Source organism: Streptomyces nigrescens, from assembly GCF_027626975.1.
GTDB classification, from domain to species: domain Bacteria; phylum Actinomycetota; class Actinomycetes; order Streptomycetales; family Streptomycetaceae; genus Streptomyces; species Streptomyces nigrescens.
Window position 1 is genome coordinate 8,782,542 of sequence record NZ_CP114203.1, and the last position, 24,423, is coordinate 8,806,964.

Consider the following 24,423-nt stretch of genomic DNA (forward strand, 5'->3'; position numbering starts at 1 on the left):
AGGGTGCATGAACGACCAGAAGCTCCTCGAGTACCTCAAGAAGGTCACCAACGACCTCCACCAGACCCGCCGGCGCCTGCAGGAAGTCGAGGCCGGGCGTCAGGAGCCGGTGGCGATCGTGGCGATGAGCTGCCGTTTCCCCGGTGGGGTGGGTTCGCCGGAGGAGTTCTGGCGGCTGCTTGCGGGCGGGGTGGACGCGATCGGTGAGTGGCCGGCCGACCGTGGCTGGGATGTGGAGTCGCTGTACGACCCGGAGCCGGGTGTACCCGGCCGCAGCTACACGCGTGCCGGTGGTTTCCTGGACGATGTCAGCGGCTTCGACGCCGGCTTCTTCGGGATCTCGCCACGCGAGGCACTGTCCATGGATCCGCAGCAGCGGTTGCTGCTGGAGACGTCGTGGGAGGCGTTCGAGCGGGCCGGGATCGACCCGGCATCGCTGCGCGGCAGCCGCACCGGTGTCTTCGCCGGCACCAACGGGCAGGACTACACCCCGCTGCTGCTCGGTGCCGCGGAAGGACTGGAAGGCCATATCGGCACCGGCAACGCCGCCAGTGTGGTGTCCGGCCGGGTCTCCTACGCGCTGGGCCTGGAGGGGCCCGCGGTCACCATCGACACCGCCTGCTCGGCATCGCTCGTCGCCCTCCATCTGGCGGCGCAGGCGCTCCGGTCGGGAGAGTGTGACCTCGCACTGGCCGGCGGAGTCACCGTGATGTCCACCCCCGGACTGTTCCTGGAGTTCAGCCGGCAGCGCGGACTGGCCGCAGACGGCCGGTGCAAGGCGTTCGCGGATGCGGCCGACGGCACCGCCTGGGGCGAGGGCGCCGGCATGCTCCTGGTCGAGCGGCTCTCCGACGCCCGGCGGCACGGACACCCCGTCCTTGCCGTCCTGCGCGGCTCCGCGGTCAATCAGGACGGGGCGTCGAACGGTCTGACGGCCCCCAACGGCCCTTCCCAGCAACGCGTCATCTGGCAGGCGCTGTCCGGCGCGGGCCTGGCCACGGCGGACATCGACATGGTGGAGGCACACGGCACCGGCACCACGCTCGGCGACCCCATCGAGGCCCAGGCGCTCCTGGCGACGTACGGGCAGGACCGGGACGCGGAGCAGCCGCTGTGGCTCGGCTCCGTGAAGTCGAACATCGGGCACACCCAGGCAGCCGCCGGAGCGGCCGGCGTCATCAAGGCCGTGCTCGCCCTCCACGAAGGGCTGATGCCCAGGACCCTGCACATCGACCGGCCCTCGTCGCACGTCGACTGGTCGGCGGGGAACGTCTCGCTGCTCGCCGATGCCACACCATGGCCCGACCGCGGGCGGCCCCGCCGGGCCGCGGTCTCCTCCTTCGGCGTCAGCGGCACCAATGCCCATGTCATTCTCGAACAGGCCCCGGCCCAGGACCCCGCCCCCGGGACGGCCGACGGTGCCCCCTGGACGGCCGACGGTGCCCCCGAGGCGGACGCCGCCTCCCGGCACCTCGTCTTCCCCGTCTCCGCGCGGACCGCGGACTCGCTGCGCACGCTCAGCGCCCGGCTGCGCGAGCGGCTGTCCGGGCAGCCGGCGCCGCCGCTGCGTGACCTCGCCTGGTCGCTGGCCACCACGCGCACGGAGTTCGAGCACCGGGCCGCCGTGATCGCCGACGGCCACGACGAGCTGCTCCGCGGCCTGGACCTGCTCGCCCGCGACGCTCCGGCCCCCGGAGTGGTACGCGGCACGAGCGGAGCGGACGGCCGTACCGCTTTCGTCTTCCCCGGCCAGGGCTCCCAGTGGGCCGGCATGGCCACCGAACTGCTCGATACCGAACCGGAGTTCCGTGCCCGCTTCACCGAGTGCGCACAGGCCGTGGAACGGTTCTCCGGATGGTCCCTCGACGAGGTGCTGCGCGGCGCCGAGGGGGCACCGTCCCTCGACCGGGCGGACGTCGTCCAGCCCGCCCTGTTCGCCGTGAAGGTCGCACTGGCGGGACTCTGGCGCGCCCGGGGCGTGGAGCCCGACGCCGTCGTGGGGCACAGCCAGGGCGAGATCGCCGCGGCCTGTGTCGCCGGGGCGCTGACCCTGGAGGACGCCGCCCGGGTCGTCGTCCTGCGCGGCCGGGCACTGACCGCACTCGCGGGGCGGGGCGGCATGCTGTCCGTCCCGCTGCCGCTGCCCGAGGTGGAGGAGCGCCTCGCCCCTTGGGGCGACCGCATCTCGGTCGCCGCCGTCAACAGCCCCCGTTCCGTGGCCGTCTCCGGCGAAACGCACGCGCTCGACGAGCTGTTCGCCGCGCTGCAGGCCGACGGCGTCCGGGTGCGCCGGATACCGATCGACTATGCGTCCCACTCCGCGCAGGTCGAGGAGGTCCGCGAGCAGATGCTCGCCGACCTCGCGCCGATCAGCCCGCGCACCGGCGCGACACCGTTCTTCTCGACGGTGACCGGCGACTGGATCGACACCGGCCTGCTGGACGCCGAGTACTGGTACCAGAACCTGCGCCGGACCGTACGCTTCGAACACGCCGTCCGCTCCCTGGCCGAACAGGACTACCGCGCCTTCGTCGAGACCTCACCGCACCCCGTGGTGACGACCGTCGTACGGGAGACGCTCGACGCGCTCGACATCGCGGACGCCGCCGTCGTCGGCACCCTTCGCAGGGGGGAGGGCGGCCGCCGGCGCTTCCTCACCTCACTCGCCGAACTGTCCGTCGCCGGCGGGCCCGTCACCTGGCGCACGGTCCTCGACCCCACCGGGGAGGGCGGCGGCGCCCGGCGGATCGCCCTGCCGACCTATCCCTTCCAGCACTCCCGCTACTGGCCCCGGCCCGCCCCCGAACCGCGCGGCAGCTCCGCCGAAGAGACCGACTCCGACTTCTGGAAGGCCGTCGCGAGCGGCGACGCCGACACGCTCGGCGCGGCGCTGGACGTGGACCCGGCCACCCTCGATGAGCTGCTGCCCGCGCTGTCCGACTACCGCCGGCGCCACCGCGAGGCAGCCCAGGCCGGCTCATGGCGCTACCGCATCACCTGGAAGCCCGTCCCCGCCGGCGCCGCGCCCGCCACCCTCCGTGGCACCTGGCTGGTGGTCACCACCGGCGACGATGCCCTGGTCAGCGGCCTGACCGAGGCAATCTCGGCGGCCGGAGCGCACCCCGTCACCGTGCCGGTGGACCCGGAAGAGGACCGGGCCGCACTCGCCGGAACGATCGAGGCGGCGCTCCGTGACACGGCTTCCCCGGATGCACCGCTGCCCCCGGTCACGGGCATCGTCTCCCTGCTGGCCCTGGAGGAGGACGACCACCCCGCCCACCCCGGCCTGCCCCGGGGCTTCGCCGCCACCGTCGCCCTCGTCCAGGCACTCGACGACCTCGGCGTCGAGGCCCCGCTGTGGTTCGCCACCCGGGGCGCCGTGGCCACCGACCCGCTGCGGGGCGTCACCGCACCGCGCCAGTCCCTGGTGTGGGGCTTCGGCCGAGTGGTCGCCCTGGAGACGCCGGAGCGCTGGGGCGGACTGCTCGATCTGCCCGAAAGCCTGGACCCGGCCGTGGCCGGCGCCGTGGTCCGGGCGCTCGCCGGAATCGGCGACGAGGACCAGATCGCGATACGGCCGAACGGCGTCCTCGCCCGGCGACTGGTCCGCGCCGCGACCGGCGAGCCCGACACCACACGCCGGTGGACGCCCCAGGGCACCGTCCTGGTCACCGGCGGAACCGGCGCCCTGGGGCAGCATGTGGCCCGCTGGCTCGCGCGAAACGGCGCACCGCATCTGCTGCTCGTCAGCCGCCGTGGTGCCGACACCCCGGGAGCCGCCGAACTCGCAGCCGAACTGGTGGAGTTCGGCACCCAGGCCGAATTCGCCGCGTGCGACATCGCCGACCGGGACGCGCTCGCCGCCCTGCTCGACACGATTCCCGCCGACCGGCCGCTCACTGCGGTCCTGCACACCGCCGCCGTACTCGACGACGGGACGATCAACTCCCTGACCCCCGCCCAACTGGCCGGGGTGCTCCGGGTGAAAGCCGGCGGCGCACACAACCTCGACGAACTGACCAGACGGCATGACCTGTCGGCCTTTGTGCTGTTCTCCTCCACCGCCGGCACCATCGGCGCGCCGGGACACGCCAACTACGCCCCCGGCAATGCCTACCTCGACGCCCTCGCCCAGCAGCGCAGAGCAGCCGGGCACCGGGCCACCTCCATCGCCTGGGGCCCCTGGGCGGAAGGCGGTATGGCCGAGGGCGCCGTGGGCGAGCGACTGCACCGGCACGGCGTACGTGCCATGGACCCCTGGTCGGCCGTCGCCGCGCTGCAACGTGCCCTCGACCACGACGACACCGCACTGGCCGTCACCGACATCGACTGGGACACCTTTGCGCGTGCCTACACCACGGCCCGTCCCCGGCCCCTGATCGCCGACCTTCCCGACGCTCAACGGGCACTCGCCACGGCCGGACCGACGACGGCGGAGACGGCCGAAGGCCCCGTACTCGCCCGGCAGCTTGCCGCCCTCGACGTGGCGGAGCAGCGCAAGGCCCTGTCGGAACTCGTCCGCGCCCATGTCGCCGCCGTCCTCAACCACACCGATCCCGACGAGGTCGCCCCCCACCGGGCCTTCCGCGAGCTGGGCTTCGACTCCCTCATGGCGGTCGAACTCCGCAATGCGCTCGGCGTGGCCATCGGCAAACGGCTCCCGGCCACGCTCATCTTCGACCACCCGACCCCGGCGGCGCTGGCCGCCCGGCTGCGCACCGAACTGGATCTCGACGAGGCTCCGGCTCCGGCCGCGCCCACGCCCGCCGGACCGGCGGACCACGAGGACGACCCCGTCGCCATCGTGGCGATGAGCTGCCGTTTCCCCGGTGGGGTGGGTTCGCCGGAGGAGTTCTGGCGGCTCGTTGCGGGCGGGGTGGACGCGATCGGTGAGTGGCCGGCCGACCGTGGCTGGGATGTGGAGTCGCTGTACGACCCGGAGCCGGGTGTACCTGGCCGCAGCTACACGCGTGCCGGTGGTTTCCTGGACGATGTCGGCGGCTTCGACGCGGGCTTCTTCGGGATTTCACCGCGTGAGGCGGTGGCGATGGATCCGCAGCAGCGGTTGCTGCTGGAGACGTCGTGGGAGGCGTTCGAGCGGGCCGGGATCGACCCGGCGTCGCTGCGCGGCAGCCGCACCGGCGTCTTCGCGGGCACCAACTACCAGGACTACACCTCCCGTTCCCTTGCCTCGGCACCGGACGCCGAGGCCCATCTGGGCACCGGCAACTCGGCGAGCGTGATGTCCGGCCGGCTCTCCTACACCTTCGGCCTGGAGGGGCCCGCGGTCACCGTCGACACCGCCTGTTCGGCCTCGCTCGTCGCCCTCCATCTGGCGGCGCAGGCGCTCCGGTCGGGGGAGTGTGACCTCGCACTGGCCGGCGGCGTCACCGTCATGTCCACCCCCGGGCTCTTCCTGGACTTCAGCCGCCAGCAGGGTCTGGCCGCCGACGGCCGCTGCAAGGCGTTCGCCGACCGGACCGACGGCACCGGCTTCTCCGAGGGCATCGGCATCGTGCTGGTCGAGCGGCTCTCCGATGCGCAGCGGAACGGGCACCCGGTGCTGGCGCTGCTCCGCGGCTCCGCGGTCAACCAGGACGGCGCCTCGAACGGGCTCACCGCCCCCAACGGCCCCTCGCAGCAGCGGGTGATCCGCGAGGCCCTGGCCGACGCCGGCCTGTCCGTCACGGAGGTCGACGCCGTCGAGGCCCACGGCACCGGTACGGCACTCGGCGACCCCATCGAGGCCCAGGCTCTCCTGGCGACATACGGGCAGGAACGGGCGGCAGACCGGCCGCTCTGGCTGGGTTCGGTCAAGTCCAACATCGGGCACACCCAGGCCGCCGCCGGTGTGGCGGGCCTGATCAAGATGGTGCTGGCGCTCCAGCACGGCGTCCTTCCGCCCACCTTGCACATCGACCGGCCGTCGACACATGTGGACTGGTCGGAAGGGAACGTACAGCTGCTCACGGACACCGTGGAGTGGCCCGAAACCGACCGGCCGCGACGGGCAGGCGTCTCCTCCTTCGGCATCAGCGGCACCAACGTGCACACCATCCTGGAAGAGGCCCCCGCCACCACCACCCCGCCTCCGGGCAGCACACCGGCCGTACCCGTCCCCTGGGTCCTCAGCGGCACCACCCGCGACGCGCTCCGGGCACAGGCCCGCAGGCTGCTCGCGCATGTCGAGGACCGCCCCGAACTCGGCCTGCCGGACGTGGCACAGTCCCTGGCCACGACCCGTACCGCCTTCGAGCACCGCGCCGCACTCGTGGGCGCCGGCCGTGACGAACTGCTGAGCGGCCTGCGTGCTCTCGCGACCGGCGAGACCTCCGCGCATGTCATCACCGGGGTGGCGAGGGGCGAGGGCGCAACAGCCGTGCTGTTCACGGGTCAGGGAGCCCAACGCGCGGGAATGGGCCGGGAGTTGTACCAGAATTTCCCGGTGTTCGCGGAGGCTTTCGATGCGGTGTGTGCGCACTTCGACGGTGAGTTGGCCGCGCCACTGCGGGATGTGGTGTTCGGTGAGGACCCGGGTGTGGAGCGGCTGAATCAGACTGGTTTCACTCAGCCCGCGTTGTTCGCGGTGGAGGTGGCGCTGTTCCGGCTCTTCGAGTCCTTCGGAGTCCGTCCTGACTACCTCATGGGTCATTCCATCGGTGAGTTGGTGGCCGCGCATGTGGCGGGGGTGTGGTCGCTTGCGGACGCCTGCCGTCTGGTGGCGGCGCGTGGCCGGTTGATGCAGGCGTTGCCGGCGGGTGGGGCGATGGTGTCTGTCCAGGCCACCGAGGACGAGGTACTTCCACTGCTGGAAGGTCATGAGCAGCAGGTGAGTATCGCCGCGGTGAACGGCCCGACCTCGATCGTCATAGCCGGTGAGGAGTCCGTGGTCGCGGACATCGCCGGGCGCTTCGAGTCCGAGGGCCGGAAGGCGAAAAGGCTCCAGGTCAGCCATGCCTTCCACTCCCCGCTGATGGAGCTGATGCTCGCGGAATTCCGGACGGTCGCCGAAAGCGTGGCGTACGAGGAGCCCCGTATCCCGGTGGTCTCGAACGTCACCGGTGAACTCGCCACACCGCAGGAGTTGACCTCACCCGACTACTGGGTGCGTCACGTCCGTGAGGCCGTCCGTTTCGCCGACGGCGTCCGGTGGCTGGAGGAGCACAAGGTCACCCGGTTCCTGGAGATCGGCCCGGACGGCACCCTGACCGCCATGGCTCAGGGATGCCTTGACGGTGACCGGGTGCTGATCCCTGTGCTGCGCAAGGACCGGTCCGATACGCCCGGCGTCATGGCCGCGGTCGGCGCGCTCCACACCTCGGGCGCCGGCCTCGACTGGTCCGTGCTGTGCCCCGGCGCCCGCCGCGTCGACCTGCCGACCTACGCTTTCCAGCGGCGGCGCTACTGGTGGGAGGCGGTGGCCGGGGCCGGGGACCTCGAAGCCGTGGGGCTGAGCGCGGCCGAGCACCCGCTGCTCGGCGCGGCGGTCACCGTGGCCGGTTCGGAGTCCGTGGTCTTCACGGGGCGGCTTTCCCTGGCCACCCATGCGTGGCTCGCCGATCATGCGGTGCTGGGCAGGGTGATCCTGCCGGCCACGGCCTATCTCGACCTGGCCGTCAGCGCCGGTGACCGCACAGGATGCGACCACCTCGCCGAACTCACCCTGGAGGCGCCGCTTGTGCTGCCGCGGCAGGGCGCCGTCCAGCTTCAGGTCGCGGTGGGCGCACCCGATGACGCCGGGTGCCGCTCGTTCACCGTGCACTCCCGGCCCGTGGACGAGGGCGACGCCGCGCCGTGGGCCCGGCACGCACAAGGCACCTTGACCACCGCTCCGGCGAACGAGCCGGAGACTCTGGGCAGTTGGCCGCCCGAGGGCGCCGAGCCCGTCGGGGCGGGGGAGTGGTACGACGCCTTCGCGGAAGCGGGGTTCACGTACGGGCCCGCGTTCCAGGGGCTCGGGCCCGTGTGGCGGTGCGGTGACGAGCTGTTCGCCGAGGCCGCACTGCCCGAGCCGCACCGGGCCGACGCCACGCGGTTCACGTTGCACCCCGCGCTGCTCGACGCGGCCGTCCAGACACTGCTCGTCGGCGGCCGGGACGCCGGCGGCACGGGCGACGGCGGGGCGATGCTGCCGTTCGCCTGGAGCGGGGTGACCTTCCATGCCGAGGGGGCCGACGCGCTGCGGGTACGTCTGAGGCCCGCCGAGGGCCGGGCCGATGCCTTCTCGGTGCTGGTCACGGACGCCTCCGGCCGGCCCGTGGCTGTCGCCGATGCGCTGACCCTGCGCACGGTGACCCCTGACCAGATGCCGGCCTTCCCGCAGGTCGGGCCGGATGTGCCGCTGCGCCTCGACTGGCAGGCCGCCGCCCTGTCCCCGCGTTCCGGGGCCGCACGGTGGGTCGTGCTCGGCAGTCCGGTCGGCGCCGCTTCCGGCGGACCGGTGGATGCCGGGATCGCCAAGGCACTGGACGGCGCAGGCGTGCACGCGGAGTCGTACGCAGACCTCGAAGCCCTGTCAGCCGCCGTGGCCACGGGGATGACGATGCCTGACACCGTGCTGCTGGAGTGCGCACCGCAAGCCGGTGTGGACACCCCGGACATCCGGGAACTGCTCCTCACCACCCTCGCCGTCTGCCGCCACTGGCTCGCCGAGGAGCGGTTCGCCGGCTCCCGGCTGGTGATCGTCACCCGGGGCGCCGTCGCCGCCGAGCACGGAGAGGACGTCAGCGATCTCGCCGGAGCGGCGCTGTGGGGGCTGGTCCGCTCCGCACAGCTGGAACACCCCGGACGGTTGTGGCTGCTCGACCTCGACCACCGCGAGGCGTCCCGCGGCGTGCTCGCGGACGCGGTGGCTGCCGCGCACCCGCAGACGGTGCTGCGCGCGGGCGAGTTGCGGCTGCCGCAGCTGTCCCGCGTCGAGCCTCCCGAGGCCCTTGCGTCCCCGTTCGACCCGGAGGGCACGGTGCTGGTCACCGGTGCCACCGGCGCGTTGGGGAAGCTCCTGACGCACCATCTCGTCACCCGACACGGGGTACGGCACCTCCTGCTGGCCAGCCGCGGCGGGTCCGCAGCCGAGGGAGCGGCGGAGTGGTGCGCCGAGCTGGCAGAGGAGGGGGCGACAGCCTCTCTGGTGGCCTGCGATGTCGCCGAGCGTGCAGAGGTGGAGCGGCTGCTCGGCTCGGTCCCGGCGGACCACCCGCTGACCGCCGTCGTGCATCTCGCCGGAGTCGTCGACGACGGTGTGCTGACCGCGCTCGGCGAAGAGCGGATCGACCGGACACTGCGGCCGAAGGCCGACGCCGCCTGGTTGCTGCACGAGCTGACGAAGGACCGGAAGCTGACGGCGTTCGTGCTCTTCTCCTCCGCGGCCGGCACCTTCGGTTCGGCGGGGCAGGCCAACTACGCGGCTGCCAACGCCTTCCTGGACGGTCTGGCCCGGCACCGGGCGGCCCAGGGGCTGCCGGCCACCTCGCTGGCCTGGGGGCTGTGGGCCGAAGACAGCGGAATGACGGCCGGGCTCGCCGACACCGACCGACGGAGGATGGCCCGTGGCGGTATGCGGCCGCTCTCCGCCGACGACGGGCTGGCACTGTTCGACGCCGCACTGGCGACAGGTGAGAACGCCCTGGTCACCGTGGGCCTTGCCACAGGGGGACGCACGGCGCTGCCGGGCGGTGCGGCTCCCGGCCGGGCCCGGCGTCCGGTCGCCGCGTCCGGAACGGACAAGGACGATCTGCTCGCACGGCTGGCGGACGCCGGCCCCGACGGACGGGACGCGCTCCTGCTGGACCTGGTACGGCGTCAGATCGCGGCGGTCCTCGGTCACGGGTCGCCCGAGGAGGTCGAACCGGACCGTGGCTTCGCCGAGTTGGGCTTCGACTCGCTGACCGCCGTGGAACTGCGCAACCAGCTCGGCACCGTCACCGGCCTACGGCTCCCGCCCACGCTCGTCTTCGACTTCGCCACCCCCGAGGAGCTCGCCGCCCGGCTGGGAGAGGAGCTCACCGCGGGCGTCCTCCCGCAGCCCGGCTCAGCAGGACCCGACGACCGCCCTTCCGCGACGGGACGGGAGCAGGACACCATCGGAGCCCTCTTCCGGGAGGCCAGCGAGTCGGGACGGGTGGCGGAGGGATTCGGGCTGCTGCAGGCGGCCGCCCGCCTCCGGCCGACGTTCGACACACCGGAGGAGTTCGGGAGCGCCTTCGCGCCCGTGCGGCTCGCGCGTGGCGGCGCCTCCCCGGACGCGGACGGGCCGACGCTGATCTGCTTCAGCTCGTACGTCGCGCTCGCCGGTGTGCACCAGTACGCCCGGTTCGCCGCCGTCCACCGGAACTCGCGCGACGTATGGGCGCTGCCGACCCCGGGCTTCGGCCGGGGAGAGCGCCTGCCCGCCTCCCTCGACGCGGTCGTACGGCTGCAGTCCGAGGCGGTGCTGCGGTGTGCGGACGGCGGCCCGGTGGTGCTGCTCGGCTCGTCGTCCGGCGGCATCCTGGCCCTCGCCGTGGCGCACCATCTGCAGAAGGCGGGGACACCGCCCGCCGGTGTCGCGCTGCTGGACACCTACCTGCCGCGCGAGGACTCGCCCTTCACCCGGTTCGCCGGAGAGATGATCGGGGGGATGTTCGACCGCGAGTCCCTGTTCGCGCACATGGACGCAGGCCGGCTCACCGCGATGAGCTGGTACCTCCACATCGTCGGCGCATGGTCGCCGGACCCGCTCTCCTGCCCCGTGCTGCTCGTGCGCTCCAGTGAGCCGCCGGCCACCGGCGAGCCGGCGGGAGCGCTCGCACCGGAGGAATGGCAGGCGTCCTGGGACGGCGCGGACACCGTGACCGACGTGCCCGGCAACCACTTCACGATGATGGAGGACCACGCGGGCTCCACCGCGAAGACCGTGGCCGACTGGATGGCGGCCCTGCCGGGTGCGCGGCCGCCGGGCGGCACACCGCAATGAGCGGCGGGTACGCAGGAGTCGCCCGGACCGTGCCCGCGGGGGCGCGGGGCCCCGGCCCCGCCCCGGACCATTGTCTGGGCGATTCACCAGACCCTGCCGGCGACGGTCGGCGGCGCGCCGCACAGCCGACACCATGGTCGAAAGCTCATGAAACGAGAGGAGACACCGTGAAGGTCACGGTTGATCAGGACCGGTGTGTCGGTGCCGGAATGTGCGCGATGACCGCGGGCGAGGTCTTCGCGCAGCACGAGGACGACGGCCTCGTCGTGCTGCGGATGACCGAGCCGCCCGAGCACCTGACGGACCACGTGGAAGAGGCAGAGCAGCTGTGTCCCTCCCGTGCCATCACGGTGGAGCCCGCTGCCCCCTGACCGGTCCGGTGAGGAGCCATTGTCTGGAGGAATCCCCAGACCCCGGCGGCGCGGTACCGCACGGCACTGCCGGAGACCACAGGATGAGACCGACACCATCCGCGCTCGGCCGTGAATGCGTGCCTCGCGGCCGTGTCGAGGCCACCCGACTACGCGCGACCGAGAGGGGATCCCCATGCGCGTGCTGTTCGCCGCACTGTCCGAGAGGTCGCATCTGTATCCCATGGTGCCGCTGGCTTGGGCGATGACCGCGGCAGGGCACGAGGTGCGTATGGTCAACGCCCCGTCCCTCACCGGCCTCGTCACCGGCACCGGTCTGGTCTCGGCTCCCGTAGGCCGCGACCACGGACTGCACCAGGCCATGAAACTGGCCCCCGAGACACAGGACCAGGACTTCGCCAACTGGAGCCGGCTGGGACCGGGGGAGGTGGACTGGCCCGCCCTCCGCGACCGCTACGAGTCCAGCGTCCGCTACGGCTTCTCGCCGTACAACGATCCGGTGGTGGACGACATGGCCGCGCTGGCACAGAGCTGGCAGCCGGATCTGGTCGTCCGGGACCCGCTCTGCTACGCCGGAGCCATCGCCGCCCGCGCCTGCGACGCCGTCCACGTCCGACTGCTGTGGTGCGCCGATGTCTACGGCAGGGCACGTCAGACCTATCTCGGCCTGATGGGCCAGGTCCCGCCCGAAGAGCGGGTGGACCCGCTCGCCGACTGGCTCGACGAGCGTGGCGCGCCCTTCGGCGTCTCCTGCGACGAAGAGCTGATCCACGGCCAGTACACCCTCGACACCACACCGCCGAGCCTGCGGCCGCCCACCACGCTGCCGTCCCTGTCCATGCGCTATGTGCCGTACAACGGGGACGCGGTGTGGTGGCAGTGGCTGCGCGAGGCACCCGAGCGGCCGCGCGTCTGTCTGACCCTCGGCACGAGCAACACCGAGGCCTACGGCGGTGACTATGTCTCCGTCTCCGACATCCTCGGAGCGCTGGCTCCGCTCGACATCGAGGTGGTCGCCGCTCTCCTTCCGCAGCAACGGGAGGCGCTCGCCGACATCCCCGCCAATGTGCGCGCCGTGGACGACGTGGCGCTGCACACCCTGCTGCCCAGCTGCTCGGCCGTTATCCACCACGGCGGTTGGGGAACCTACGCCACCGCCCTGATCAACGCCGTGCCGCAACTCACCCTCTGCACCTCTGTCGCCGACCTGGAGTGGCGGGGCCGGTCCCTGGAGCGCGCCGGCGCGGGGATCACCGTCCACCACAGCGAGGTCACCGCCGACCTGGTGCTCCGTCACACCCTGCAGATCCTCGACGATCCGGGCTTCGCCGCCGCCGCGCAGCGCTTGCGCGACGAGTCGGCGGCGATGCCCAGCCCGCGCGACATGGTCGCCACGCTGGAGCAACTGGTCGCGGAGCGCTGACCGGGCCGCGTCGGCCGGCGACCGACGGGCCCTCCCCCTGACACCACTCGCCCCTGGATGGAAACCGTGAAGGCTCTTGTGCTCTCGGGAGGCGCTGGTACGCGCCTGCGGCCCATAACCCACACCTCCGCCAAACAACTCGTCCCGGTCGCCAACAAGCCGATCCTCTTCTACGTGCTGGAGGCCATCGCCGAAACCGGCATCACCGAGGTCGGCATGATCGTCGGTGACACCGGACCGGAGATCCGCGAGGCGGTCGGCGACGGCTCACAGTTCGGCCTCCAGGTGACCTACATTCCGCAGAGCGCCCCGCTCGGCCTCGCCCACGCGGTCCTCATCGCCCGCGACTTCCTGGGCGACGACGACTTCCTGATGTATCTGGGGGACAACTTCATCTCCGGCGGTATCACCGATCTGGTCGAGGGCTTCCGCAAGGAGCGCCCCGACGCCCAGCTCGTGCTCAGCCGGGTCCCGGATCCCACCGCGTTCGGGGTGGCGGAGCTGGACGCCACGGGCCGCGTCACGGGCCTGGAGGAGAAGCCGCAGCACCCCAAGAGCGATCTGGCGCTGGTCGGCGTCTACCTCTTCACCCCCGCGGTGCACGAGGCGGTACGGGCCATCCGGCCGTCCGCACGCGGCGAACTGGAGATCACCGACGCCGTGCAGTGGATGGTCGAGGCGGGCCAGGACATCCGTTCCGGTGAGCTGTCCGGCTACTGGCGGGACACCGGCAGCGTCGTCGACATGCTGGAGGTCAACCGCATGCTTCTGGAGAGCCAGGAACGCTGCATCGAGGGATCGGTGGACGAGGCGAGCGAGATCCTCGGCCGGGTGCGCATCTGCCCCGGCGCGACGGTCCGCGCCTCACGGATCGTCGGGCCCGCCGTGATCGGCTCCGGCACCGTCGTCACCGAGTCCTACATCGGTCCGTCCACCTCCATCGCGGAGGACTGCCGCATCCACGACAGCGAACTGGCCTCCTCGATCGTGCTGCGCGGTTCGTCGTTCGAGAGCGTGCGCCGGGTGGAGGCCTCGCTGGTCGGACGCAACGCCCATGTGGCGCTCGCACCACAGCGTCCGGTGGCCCACCGGCTGGTCATCGGCGACCACGCCAAGGTGCACATCCAGTCCTGACGCCGCTCACACGGCGGTCCGACCCACTCACCCGCACCGAACAACGGAAGGGGGAAGGCGCTCCCCACCGGCCTGGAAGCCCAGGCCCTCGCGCCACAACCTCGATGAGCCCCACGAGAATCCTGGTGACCGGCGGCGCCGGCTTCATCGGGTCGCACTACGTCCGCACGCTCCTGGGATCCTTCGGGCCGGGCGATGTCCACATCACCGTGCTCGACAGCCTCACCTACGCGGCCAGCACGGCCAACCTGGACGAGGTCCGGCAGCTGGAAAGCTTCCGCTTCGTCGCCGGCGACATCTGCGACGAGGCACTCGTCGACAAGCTGATCGCCGCACACGACCAGGTCGTCCACTTCGCGGCCGAGTCGCATGTCGACCGCTCCATACTCAGCTCCGCGGCGTTCGTCCGCACCAACGTCCTGGGCACCCAGGTCCTGCTGGATGCCGCGCTCCGGCACGGGCTGCGGACCTTCATCCATGTCTCGACCGACGAGGTCTACGGATCGATCGCCACGGGGTCCTCCTCGGAGACCCATCCGGTCAGCCCCAACTCGCCGTACGCGGCCTCCAAGGCCTCCAGCGATCTGATCGCCCTCTCCTACCACCGCACCCACGGCCTCGATGTGCGGGTCACGCGCTGCTCCAACAACTACGGGCACCGTCAGTTCCCGGAGAAGGTCATCCCGCTGTTCGTCACCAACCTCCTGGACGGCAAGAAGGTCCCGCTGTACGGCGACGGTCTGCACGTCCGCGACTGGCTGCACATCGACGACCATGTCCAGGGCATCGAACTGGTCCGCACCGCCGGCCGCCCGGGCGAGGTCTACAACATCGGCGGAGGCACCGAACTGAGCAACCGGGAACTGACCGATCTGCTGCTGGAGAGCTGCGGGGCAGGGCCGGAGATGATCGAGTACGTCGTCGACCGCAAGGGACACGACCGGCGCTACTCGGTGGACTGGAACAAGATCCAGACCGAGCTGGGCTACAAGCCCGCCAAGGACTTCGCCGACGGCCTGGCCGAGGCGGTCGCCTGGTACCGGGACAACCGTGACTGGTGGGAGCCGCTCAAGGAACGCGCCGAGCTGCTCGCCCAGACATGCTGAGGGAGGAAGCCACCGTGAGCGGGGCGCAAGCCCCGGACGGCATGCACCGCCGGGTGATCGTCCTGGGCGCGACCGGAGCCTTCGGCCGCCATGTCTGTGCGGCGGTCGGTGCCGCCGGCGAGGACGTGCTGAGGGTGGCGCGCCGGCCGGGCACCGCGACCGGTGCGGGGCGGTTCTTCCCGATGGACCTGGTCGGCGAGGGACCGGACGGCCTGGCCCGCCTCATCGACGCCGAGCGGCCCTACGCGGTGGTGAACGCCGCCGGCGCCGTATGGCTGTGTTCGCCGGAGGCCATGCGGCAGGCCAACCATGCCCTGGTCGACACGGTGCTGGCGGCCATGGCAGCCGCTTCCTGGCGTCCCCGGCTGGTCCACGTGGGCTCGGTGCACGAGTACGCCCCGCAGCCGCCGGGCACCTCGTTGGACGAGCGGACGCCGACCCGGCCGACCACGCTGTACGGACGGACGAAGCTGCAGGGGACCGAAGCGGTCCTCACGGCCTCCGCGGCCGGGCAGGTGGAGGCGGTCGTCCTGCGGGTGTCGAACGCGATCGGCGCCGGCACCTCACCGGGCAGCCTGCTGGGGCGGGTCGCGGCGCAACTGCGTGCCGCGGAGGCGGACCGCGAAGCGGTGGTACGGGTCAGCCCGTTGAGGGCGAGCCGGGACTTCGTCGACGCCCGCGACGCCGCGGACGCGGTGCTGGCGGCGGCAGCCCTGCCGGTCGGCGGAGAGCTCATCAACATCGGACGGGGCGAGGCGGTCCCGGTACGCACCATGGTGGAGAGGCTGATCACCGCCAGCGGACAGCGGGCACGGATCGTCGAGGAGGCGGAGCCCGGTGCCCGGCCCGCTACCGACCAGGACTGGATGCGGGTGGAGACCAGCAGGGCCAGGCGGCTGCTCCACTGGACGGTGCGTCACAGCATCGACAGTTCGGCACGCGACCTGTGGGAGGCCACCGCCCCCGGGGCCGAGCCATCGCCCCAGGACCACCCGGCAGCCACAGTGCCGGTCCCGCCCAGACCGGAGACCGCGGACCACCGTCCCCGCGGTGGCAGCACGAGAACCACGAGGACCTGGCCTCCGCAGACCCGCCCCGTACAGCAGCCCGAGTGAAGGTGTCGATGTGTCAGCATTCGCAGCCACCCCCCAGCGGCATGTCGCCGTGTTCCTGTTCGCCGACTTCGGGCACATCAGCCCGACGCTCGGCCTGACCCGTGAACTCATCCGCCGCGGCCACCGGGTGACGTACTTCGTCGACCACCAGTACAGCGAGGTGGTCGAGCGGACCGGCGCCCGCGTCGTGGGCTACAAGTCCCGGCGCGGTGCCTTCGTCAAGGTGCCCCAGGCCGGCGCGGCCCGCCTGGCAGCCGAAGGGTATGAACTGCTGGTCGAGTCGATGCAGACGGTCTATCCGCTCGCGCTCTCCACCCTGGCGGCCGACCCGCCGGACGTCGTGCTCTACGACTTCGAGTCGTTCCCGGCCGCGCGGATGACCGCGCACACCCTCGGCTGCGCCACCACCGTGCAACTGGGCATCAGCCACGCGTCGAACGAGGAGTTCTCCCTGCGGGTGCTGCTGTTCGACCCCGACGACCCGTCGCTGCGCGAGGGCGGGGCGGCACTGATGCGGTTCGCCCGGGACAACGGCATCCCCCCGGAGGGGCTGGGCCGCTTCCTCCGGGAGTGGGACGAACGCAATCTGGCCTTCCTGCCGAGGGAGTTCCAGATCAAGGGCACCACATTCGACGAGCGCTTCGCCTTCGTGGGGCCCACGGTCGCCGAGCCCGAGGGGGACGTGCCGTGGTCGCCGCCGGCGGACGGCAGGCGGCTGGCGCTGGTCTCGCTGGGCACCGAGTCCAACCAGCAGCGTGACTTCTTCCGTACGTGTGTGGACGCCTTCGACGGAGACGACTGGCATGTGGTGATGACGCTCGGCCGGGACGCGGACCTCGCCGCACTCGGCGACCTCCCGCCGCATGTGGAGGCCCACCGGTGGCTGCCGCACCCGGCGGTGCTTCCGCACGCCGACGTCCTGGTCTGCCATGGGGGCATGAGCTGCCTCATGGAGGCGCTGTACTTCGCCACACCGGCGATCGTGGTGCCCCAGGCCTTCGAACACACCCTGACCGCACGGCGCGTGGACGAGCTGGGCCTGGGCCGGATGATCGACCGAGACCGGCTGACCACCGACACCCTCGGCGCGGCCGTGGACGACATCGTGGCCGACCCGGAGATCCCGGAGCACATGGCGTGGATGCGCGCGAGCGTCCACGGTGCCGGCGGCGCGCCCCGGGCCGCCGGCCTGCTGGAGCAGTGGGCCCGCCGGCCCGCCTCGACCCCGGCGGCCTGACCCCGGCCACGCGCCCCGCACGGCCGGACGGCGGACGGTGCCCGACGCACTCCCTGTGCGCGGGCACCGTCCGCCCGTGCGTGTCAGGTGCGGGACATGACGAACTCGGTGACGCTGCGGATGCTGTGGTCGATCATCTCGTCGGTCAGCCCGGGGAACACCCCGATCCAGAAGGTGCGCTCGGTGATGATGTCGCTGTTGGCCAGCGACCCGCTCACCCGGAACTCCCGCTCCAGGTAAGCCGGGTGGCGGGTGAGGTTGCCGGCGAAGAAGCGGCGGGTGGCCACCCGCCGGGACTCCAGGTGGTCGATCAGTTCGGCGGTCGAGAAGGGCGCGCCGTCCCGGACGGTGATCACAAAACCGAACCAGCTCGGGTCACTGTCCGGTGTGGGCTCGGGAAGCAGGAGATGGGGCAGGCCGTCCAGCCCGGCGCGCAGCCGGGCCCAGTTGTGCTGCCGGGCGGCACCGAACTCGTCGATCCTCCCGATCTGGGTGAGTCCGAGCGCGGCCTGCAGGTCGGTCGACTTCAGGTTGTACCCGACGTGCGAGAAGATGTACTTGTGGTCGTAGCCGTGCGGCAGGGCGCCCATCTGCTGCTCGAACCGCTTGAAGCAGCGGTTGTCCTCACCGGGCTCGCACCAGCAGTCGCGGCCCCAGTCCCGCAGTGACTCCACGATCCGGGCCAGCACCATGTTGTCCGTCACCACGCACCCACCCTCGCCCATGGTGATGTGGTGGGCCGGATAGAAGCTCTCCGTCGCCAGGTCCCCGAAGGTCCCCGTCAGCCTGCCGCGGTACGTACTGCCCATCGCATCGCAGTTGTCCTCGATGAGGAACATCCCCCGGTCGTCGGCGATCTTCGCGACCTCCTCGACGGCGAACGGGTTGCCGAGCGCATGGGCGATCATGATGGCCCGGGTGCGCGGGCCGATGGCCTCCTCGATGCGTTCCGGGGAGGTGTTGTAGGTGCCGAGCTCGACATCGACGAAGACCGGCACCAGACCGTTCTGAATGATCGGGTTCACCGTCGTGGGGAAACCGGCCGCCACCGTGACCACCTCGTCCCCCGGCACCAGCCGCAGATCCTCCAACTGGGGCGAGGTCAGCGCACTGAGCGCCAGCAGGTTGGCAGACGAGCCGGAGTTGGTCAGATGTGCCTTCCGCAGCCCGAAGTACTTGGCGAGCGCGCGCTCGAACCTGCGGGAACTGGTCCCGGCCGCGATCCGCAGGTCCAGGGCCGCCGTGACAAGGGCGACCCGGTCGTCCTCGTCGAGGACCGCGCCCGAGGCCGCCACCGGCGTCACCCCTGGCACGAATCCGGACGTGACGTCCTCCTGGTGGTACTTGCGTACCAGCTCCAGAATGTCACTCTTGATGTACCCCATCGGATGCCGCCTCCTGTGAGTGTCCTGCCCGATGTTCCGTCGCGCTGCCGCGGGGTGCGATCCGCGGAGCGCGTGGCGCGGAGCTCGACTGGCCGACGACTTGCCACGCGGCACACCGGTGTTGCGTATCCGGTCGGCTGATCGGGGAAGTTCACTCCAGCACGCCGCTCCGGCAGGAGCCAGGTCGGCCGGTGAAGTCTAGGAATTGCCATAGAGCCGGGCTGTGACCCACCACCCCCGCCCGGAAACACCGGCTGAGCAGCCGGGACGAGCCATGCCATCGTCTAGGGAATCTCCCACCATCGGACTGCACATACTGATGCCGGACAGGGGCAGCGTTGCGCGCGGCCGGGTGCCGGCGGCGGACGTCTCCGCCCGGCAGACGCGATGACGTTCCACCGGGCCGCGAGCTGTGCCGAGCGTCAAAGGAGCGGGCGGGAATGTGCCGGGGTGCCCGGTCGGCCCGTGTCTCCCCGATGCCAGAACCCCATTCCCGAACGTGTTGGGAGCGCCTGAGAGTGAGTGCCACGATGCGCACTGAACTGATGCGGCCGCTGGACGAGTTGCTCATCCGGCACGCCGGTCGATTCGCTGACGAGATCGCTTTCTCCGACGCCCGCCGCAGTGTGACCTACGCTGCGCTGGAGCAGCGCACCGCGCGGCTGGCCGGCCACCTGGCGGACCTGGGGCTGGACCGTGGGGGCCGCGCCGCCCTCTATCTGGACGACGGCGTCGAGATGAGGGAGGGCTCTCTGGCGGTCCTCCGTGCCGCGGCCGTCGGCGTGCCGCTCACGCCGGACGTGACGGACGCGGAACTGGCCCACCTGCTCGACGACAGCGGCGCCGACGTGCTGATCACCGCACCGGCCCTGGTCGACCAGGTGCTCCGCGTACTGCCGCAGCGCCCGGGGTGCACCGTCGTGGTCACCGGGGAGGGCGCCGCGCCCGACGGCACCGAGCGGTACGAGACCCTGGCCGCCACCGACCCCGCCGCACCGGCACGCGACGGCCTCGGCCTGGACGAGCCGGCGTGGATGCTCTACACCTCGGGGACCACCGGGCGGCCCGAGGGCGTGCCGGCGACCCAGCGCACCTGCCTGTGGTCGACGGCGGCGGGCACCGCACCGCTCCTGGGCCCCTCGCTCCTCGACCGGGTGCTCTGGCCACTGCCGCTGTTCCACGGGCTGTCGCACAGCATCTGCCTGGTGGGTGTGCAGGACGCCGGCGCCACGGCGCACCCTCTCATGGCCGGGCCGACGTCCGACGACGTACGGGAGGCCCCGCGGACGGCCGCCGCCGTGGGGGCCGCTGCCGCCGAACACCCCCTGCTGGGCGCGGCCGTGGAGATACCGGACTCCGAGTCGGTGCTGTTCACCGGGCGTCTGTCGGCACGGACCCACGACTGGCTGACCCACCACCGGATTGCGGACAGCACCGTCGTTCCGGGCTCGGCGCTGGTCGAGCTGACGGTCCGCGCGGGTGACGAGGTGGGCTGCGGCCTGCTGGAAACGCTCTCCCTGGAGGCGCCGCTGGTCCTGCCTGAGCAGGGCGCCGTCCAGCTCCGGGTCATGGCCGGTTCACCGGACGAGACGGGCCGCCGGCCGGTCACCGTCCACGCGCGGCGCGACGACGGGGGCACCGGACGGCCGTGGACCCGCCACGCCGCCGGGACTCTCGCCGCCAGCGGTCCCGCCCCGTCGTGGCGCCTCGACGTGTGGCCCCCGGCCGAGGCCACCGCGGTGGAGACCACCGAGCTGTACCCCTCACTGGCCGCCGCCGGCCACGTGTACGGGCCCCCCTTCCAGGGGGTGCGGGCGGTGTGGCGCCGCGGCGACGACCTCTTCGCCGAGATCGCCCTGCCCGACGAACAGCGCGCCGAAGCCGCCGCGTTCGGCCTCCACCCCGCCCTGCTGGACGCGGCGCTGCACCCGCTGTGGTCGGAGGGCGACGACGACGCGCGACCGGCGAGGCAGCCGGGCCGGTGGCGTGGGGTGTGCCTGCACAGCGCGGGTGCGTCGGTCCTCCGCGTGCGGATCACCCGGGCGGCGCCGGGGGAGTGCACCGTCGTCGCCGCCGACGCGACCGGCAGGCCGGTGCTCACCGTCGAGCACCTCGAACCGCGCGCGGTGTCCTCCCCTGCGCTCAGGGGTGCCGGCGCGGCCCAGCAGGACAGCCTGTTCCGGGTGGAGTGGACCGATGTGCCGAGCGCGTCGATCGCGGTGGACGTCCCCCAGTCGTGGGCCGTCGTGGGCGACGACCCGCTCCGGGCGCGGTCCGGGCTGATGAAGGCCGGACAGTACGCCGAGCGGTACCCGTCGCTGGAAGCCCTGGCCAAGGAGGTCGACGGCGGCGCGTCCGTACCGGACGTCGTGGTGGTCACCGCCGGCACGGACACCGCAAGCACAGCCCCCGGCGGCGTCGATGCCGCGGATGGCGTCCACCGGCTGACCGGGCAGGCGCTGTCCTGGGCCCAGGAGTGGCTGCGGACCCCCGCCTTCACCGCCTCCACCCTGCTCGTCCTCACCCGCGGCGCGGTGGCTGCCTGGGACGGGACCCCCGCACGGGACCTGGGCGCGGCCGCCGTGTGGGGTCTGGTCGGCTCGGCACAGACCGAGGCGCCCGGCCGCTTCAGCCTCGTCGACACCGACGCGAGCAAAGCCACCTGGCGTACCCTGCTCACCGTCGCCCGGTCCGACGAGCCCCAACTCGCGCTGCGCAAAGGCGCGTTGCGGGTACCTCGGCTGGTCCGTTGCGCCGCCCCGGCCGGACGCACGCCGCTGTTCGACGGTCAGCCCGGCACTGTCCTCCTCACCGGAGGCACCGGCCTGCTGGGCGCCGCCCTCGCCCGCCACTTGATCACCGAACACGGCGTACGCGACCTGCTGGTGACCAGCCGCCGGGGCCCCGACGCCCCGGGCGCCGCGGAGCTTCGTGCCGAGCTGACCGCGCTGGGCGCCCATGTGACCCTCGCGGCGTGTGACGTGGCCGACCGCGGCGCGGTGGACGCGCTGCTGGCGACGCTGCCCGCCGACCGTCCGCTCACCGCCGTGGTGCACATGGCCGGCGTCACCGACAACGGGATCGTGCTGTCCCTGACGCCCGGCCGGCTGGAGACGGTGCTGCGGCCCAAGGTGGATGCCGCGCTCGTCCTGCACGAGGCGACCAAGGACCTGGACCTGTCGGCGTTCGTCATGTTCTCGTCGGTCGCGGGCGTCTTCGGCGGCGCGGGACAGGGCAACTACGCGGCGGCCAATGTCTTCCTGGACGCTCTCGCCCAGAACCGCCGCGCGCAGGGCGCCCCGGCGCAGTCCATCGCCTGGGGGCTGTGGGCCGGCCGGGACGTCCTGGCGCCGGGTACCGCCCGGCTGCCGGTGCAACCGCTCCCCATGGCCGAGGGCCTGGAACTCTTCGACGCGGTGTGCGGCCTGGACGAGGGCCATGTGGTCGCGGCACGGCTGGACAGTGCCGAACTCCGCGCCCGGGCCGCGTCCGCCGGCCTCCCGCCGCTGCTGCGCGCACTGGTGCGGAAGCCTGCCCGGCCGTTGGCGCAGGACGCGCCGGCGGAGGCGTCCGCGCTGAGGCACCGCCTCGCCGCGATGACCGATGCCGAGCGGGACGAGACGCTCCTCGCACTGGTCCGCCGGCACGTTGCCGCAGGCCTGGGCAAGGTCTCCGCCGAGGCGATCGGACCGGAGCACGCGTTCCAGGACCTCGGCTTCGACTCGCTGACGGCCCTGACGGTCCGCAATGCGCTGAACGCGGCCACCCAGCTCACCCTGCCCCCTGCGGTGATGTTCGACTTCGCCGGCCCGCAAGCGCTGGTGCAGCACCTCAAGAGAGAACTGCTCGGATGCTGACCGGCCTCGGCTCCACACGGAATGAGGAGATTGTTCGTGAAGGTGGATGACGTCTACATCGACTCCCTGGGAGTGTTCCTTCCTGAATGGCTGAGCGTGGAGCAGGCGGTCGCCGACGGCATCCTGGATCCGGAGATCCCCAAGACCAACGGCTTGACCGGCACCTATGCCGCGGGGGACATCCCGGCGATGGACATGGCGGTCAGTGCCGCCCGGGCCGCCCTGGAGCGCTCGAAGCTGGACGTCGACGCCGTCGACGGACTCATCCACAGTGCGGTCAACTACCAGGGTCCCGAGGGGTGTTACCCGCCGGGCTACATCATGCGTGAGCTCGGCGTCGGCAAGGTCCCGGCGCAGTACCTCCGGCAGGGGTGCAACGGCATGCTGGGCGCCCTGGAGGTGGCCATCGGGCAGATGACGGGTGCCGCGGAAGCCGAGGCGGTACTGCTGACCTCGGGCGAGAACTTCACCAAGCCGGGAGCCGACCGCTGGAACGACGGCTTCGGTCAGTCGCACTTCTTCTCCGACGGCGGTATGGCGGTTCTGCTCAGCGCCGACGAGGGGTTCGCGCAGGTCCATTCGCTGAGTTCCGGCGTTCTGAGCCCACTCGAAAAGTGGCACCGGGGCAACGGGCCGCTGGTGGAGGGGAATCCCGACGAAACGCCGAGCATGCCCGAGCGGGCCCAGCAGTTCAATGACACCGAGATGCCGCTGTCCGAGGCCCTGGAGAAGATCACTCTCTTCAACCTCGACGTCATTCACCAGTCCCTGGTGGACGCGGATCTCAACGCCTCCGACCTCGCCAAGGTCGTCATGATCAATATGGACGGGCGGATGCTGGAGTACGGGACCATGATGCCGCTCGGTCTCCCCATGGAGCGGTCGAGCTTCGATTTCGGCAGGTCGGTCGGGCATGTGGGAGGGGCCGATGTCTTCATTTCGCTGGAGCATCTGGTCCGGACGGGTGAGGTGGGTGCGGGTGATAATGTCCTGCTGTTTTCCCAGGCGCCCGGATGGCTCTGCACGGCGAGTGTGGTGACCGTGCTGAATCCGCCTTCGTGGGCCGAGTGACACCCCGGTGAACGACCGCCCGGGCGGCGGGTGTTGCCCCGGATCCCGGGCTCCGGGGTGGTGTGTGACGGTGAAAATGTGCAGTGGTAGAGGTGAGGGAACGCTGTGGTCGTTACAGGTACAGTGGTGCGATTTGACGAGGTGCGCGGATATGGCTTCATCGCCCCCGACGCCGGCGGCGAGGACGTCTTCGTCCATGTCAACGACTTGAGGGACGACAAGCACCTGTTCGACAGCGGACTGAGGGTTGAGTACACCACCGAGGTCGGGGAGCGCGGTCTCAAGGCCAGCGACGTCAAGCTGCTGGGGCCCGCGCGCCCGGCCGCGATGCGGCGGCAGGCTCCGGTGGGCAGCGGGCCGGAGCGGGCGGGGAGCGCGGATTCCGACGAGGACATGATGTGCGATGTCCTGTCCCACGCCGAATTCCGGAACGAACTGACCGAGGCGCTGCTCGATGCGGCTCCCTCGCTCACCGCGGCGCAGCTCGTCCAGGTACGCCAGCGCGTCATGGAACTGGTCCAGGCGCACAACTGGACCGAAGCCTGATCCACCTCCCCCGCGAGGGGGCGGAAAGCGCAGGGCGGAGGAATCAGTGCCGTCCGGGTGGCGTGAGCCCCGGACAGCCTGATTCCTCCGCCTTTTGCTTTCTCTCCGTCTTGTGTGTGACATCCGGCGCCGTGTGACCTCTGGCGAAATCCCATGAATCAACTAGTCATTCAGCGCCGTCGTTGACACCGGATTCAGGGCCCCGCACCCTCGCAAGGAAGCTC

The 24,423-nt window shown here is 71.8% G+C and carries 11 protein-coding genes; 10 read left to right on the forward strand and 1 reads right to left on the reverse strand.

Annotation, left to right across the window (positions count from 1 at the left end):
* The first annotated feature begins 7 nt into the window (after window positions 1-7).
* The 7 genes from STRNI_RS37970 to STRNI_RS38000 all read left to right on the forward strand — a co-directional run bounded on the left by STRNI_RS37970 (window position 8) and on the right by STRNI_RS38000 (window position 17,340).
* Window positions 8-10,954, forward strand: coding sequence for a type I polyketide synthase (locus STRNI_RS37970; RefSeq protein WP_277412877.1), 10,947 nt, complete (start codon window positions 8-10; stop codon window positions 10,952-10,954).
* 167 nt (window positions 10,955-11,121) lie between these two features.
* Window positions 11,122-11,325: a ferredoxin gene (locus STRNI_RS37975; protein ID WP_093645811.1), complete on the forward strand. Its 204-nt coding sequence runs from the start codon at window positions 11,122-11,124 to the stop codon at window positions 11,323-11,325.
* Window positions 11,326-11,500: 175 nt separating this feature from the next.
* Entirely contained in the window at window positions 11,501-12,748 is a 1,248-nt protein-coding gene (locus STRNI_RS37980; protein WP_266436767.1) for an activator-dependent family glycosyltransferase, read from the forward strand.
* Between the two features lie 66 nt (window positions 12,749-12,814).
* Window positions 12,815-13,882, forward strand: a complete 1,068-nt coding sequence (locus tag STRNI_RS37985; RefSeq protein WP_093645820.1) for a glucose-1-phosphate thymidylyltransferase — start codon at window positions 12,815-12,817, stop codon at window positions 13,880-13,882.
* A gap of 104 nt (window positions 13,883-13,986) precedes the next feature.
* Entirely contained in the window at window positions 13,987-14,988 is a 1,002-nt protein-coding gene (gene rfbB / locus STRNI_RS37990; RefSeq protein ID WP_277412878.1) for a dTDP-glucose 4,6-dehydratase, read from the forward strand.
* Between the two features lie 14 nt (window positions 14,989-15,002).
* Window positions 15,003-16,103 carry an NAD-dependent epimerase/dehydratase family protein gene (locus STRNI_RS37995; protein WP_277412879.1) on the forward strand — a complete coding sequence of 367 codons (1,101 nt, stop codon included), beginning with the start codon at window positions 15,003-15,005 and terminating at the stop codon, window positions 16,101-16,103.
* Window positions 16,104-16,113: 10 nt separating this feature from the next.
* Window positions 16,114-17,340: a macrolide family glycosyltransferase gene (locus STRNI_RS38000; RefSeq protein ID WP_277412880.1), complete on the forward strand. Its 1,227-nt coding sequence runs from the start codon at window positions 16,114-16,116 to the stop codon at window positions 17,338-17,340.
* An 83-nt stretch (window positions 17,341-17,423) separates the two neighbouring features.
* On the opposite strand, the gene rfbH is transcribed toward STRNI_RS38000, so the two are convergent.
* Complete coding sequence (gene rfbH, locus STRNI_RS38005) at window positions 17,424-18,725, reverse strand: lipopolysaccharide biosynthesis protein RfbH (protein ID WP_148588617.1); 1,302 nt, start codon at window positions 18,723-18,725, stop codon at window positions 17,424-17,426.
* Between the two features lie 530 nt (window positions 18,726-19,255).
* Between rfbH and STRNI_RS38010 the strand changes: the two genes are divergently transcribed.
* From STRNI_RS38010 to STRNI_RS38020, 3 genes are all read left to right on the forward strand, one after another.
* Window positions 19,256-22,582, forward strand: coding sequence for an SDR family NAD(P)-dependent oxidoreductase (locus STRNI_RS38010; protein ID WP_277412881.1), 3,327 nt, complete (start codon window positions 19,256-19,258; stop codon window positions 22,580-22,582).
* A gap of 36 nt (window positions 22,583-22,618) precedes the next feature.
* Window positions 22,619-23,653, forward strand: a complete 1,035-nt coding sequence (locus tag STRNI_RS38015; RefSeq protein WP_239471665.1) for a ketoacyl-ACP synthase III family protein — start codon at window positions 22,619-22,621, stop codon at window positions 23,651-23,653.
* A 126-nt stretch (window positions 23,654-23,779) separates the two neighbouring features.
* A complete protein-coding gene (locus tag STRNI_RS38020; protein WP_109895895.1) occupies window positions 23,780-24,199 on the forward strand; it encodes a cold shock domain-containing protein in 420 nt (139 codons plus the stop codon).
* Window positions 24,200-24,423 lie beyond the last annotated feature (224 nt).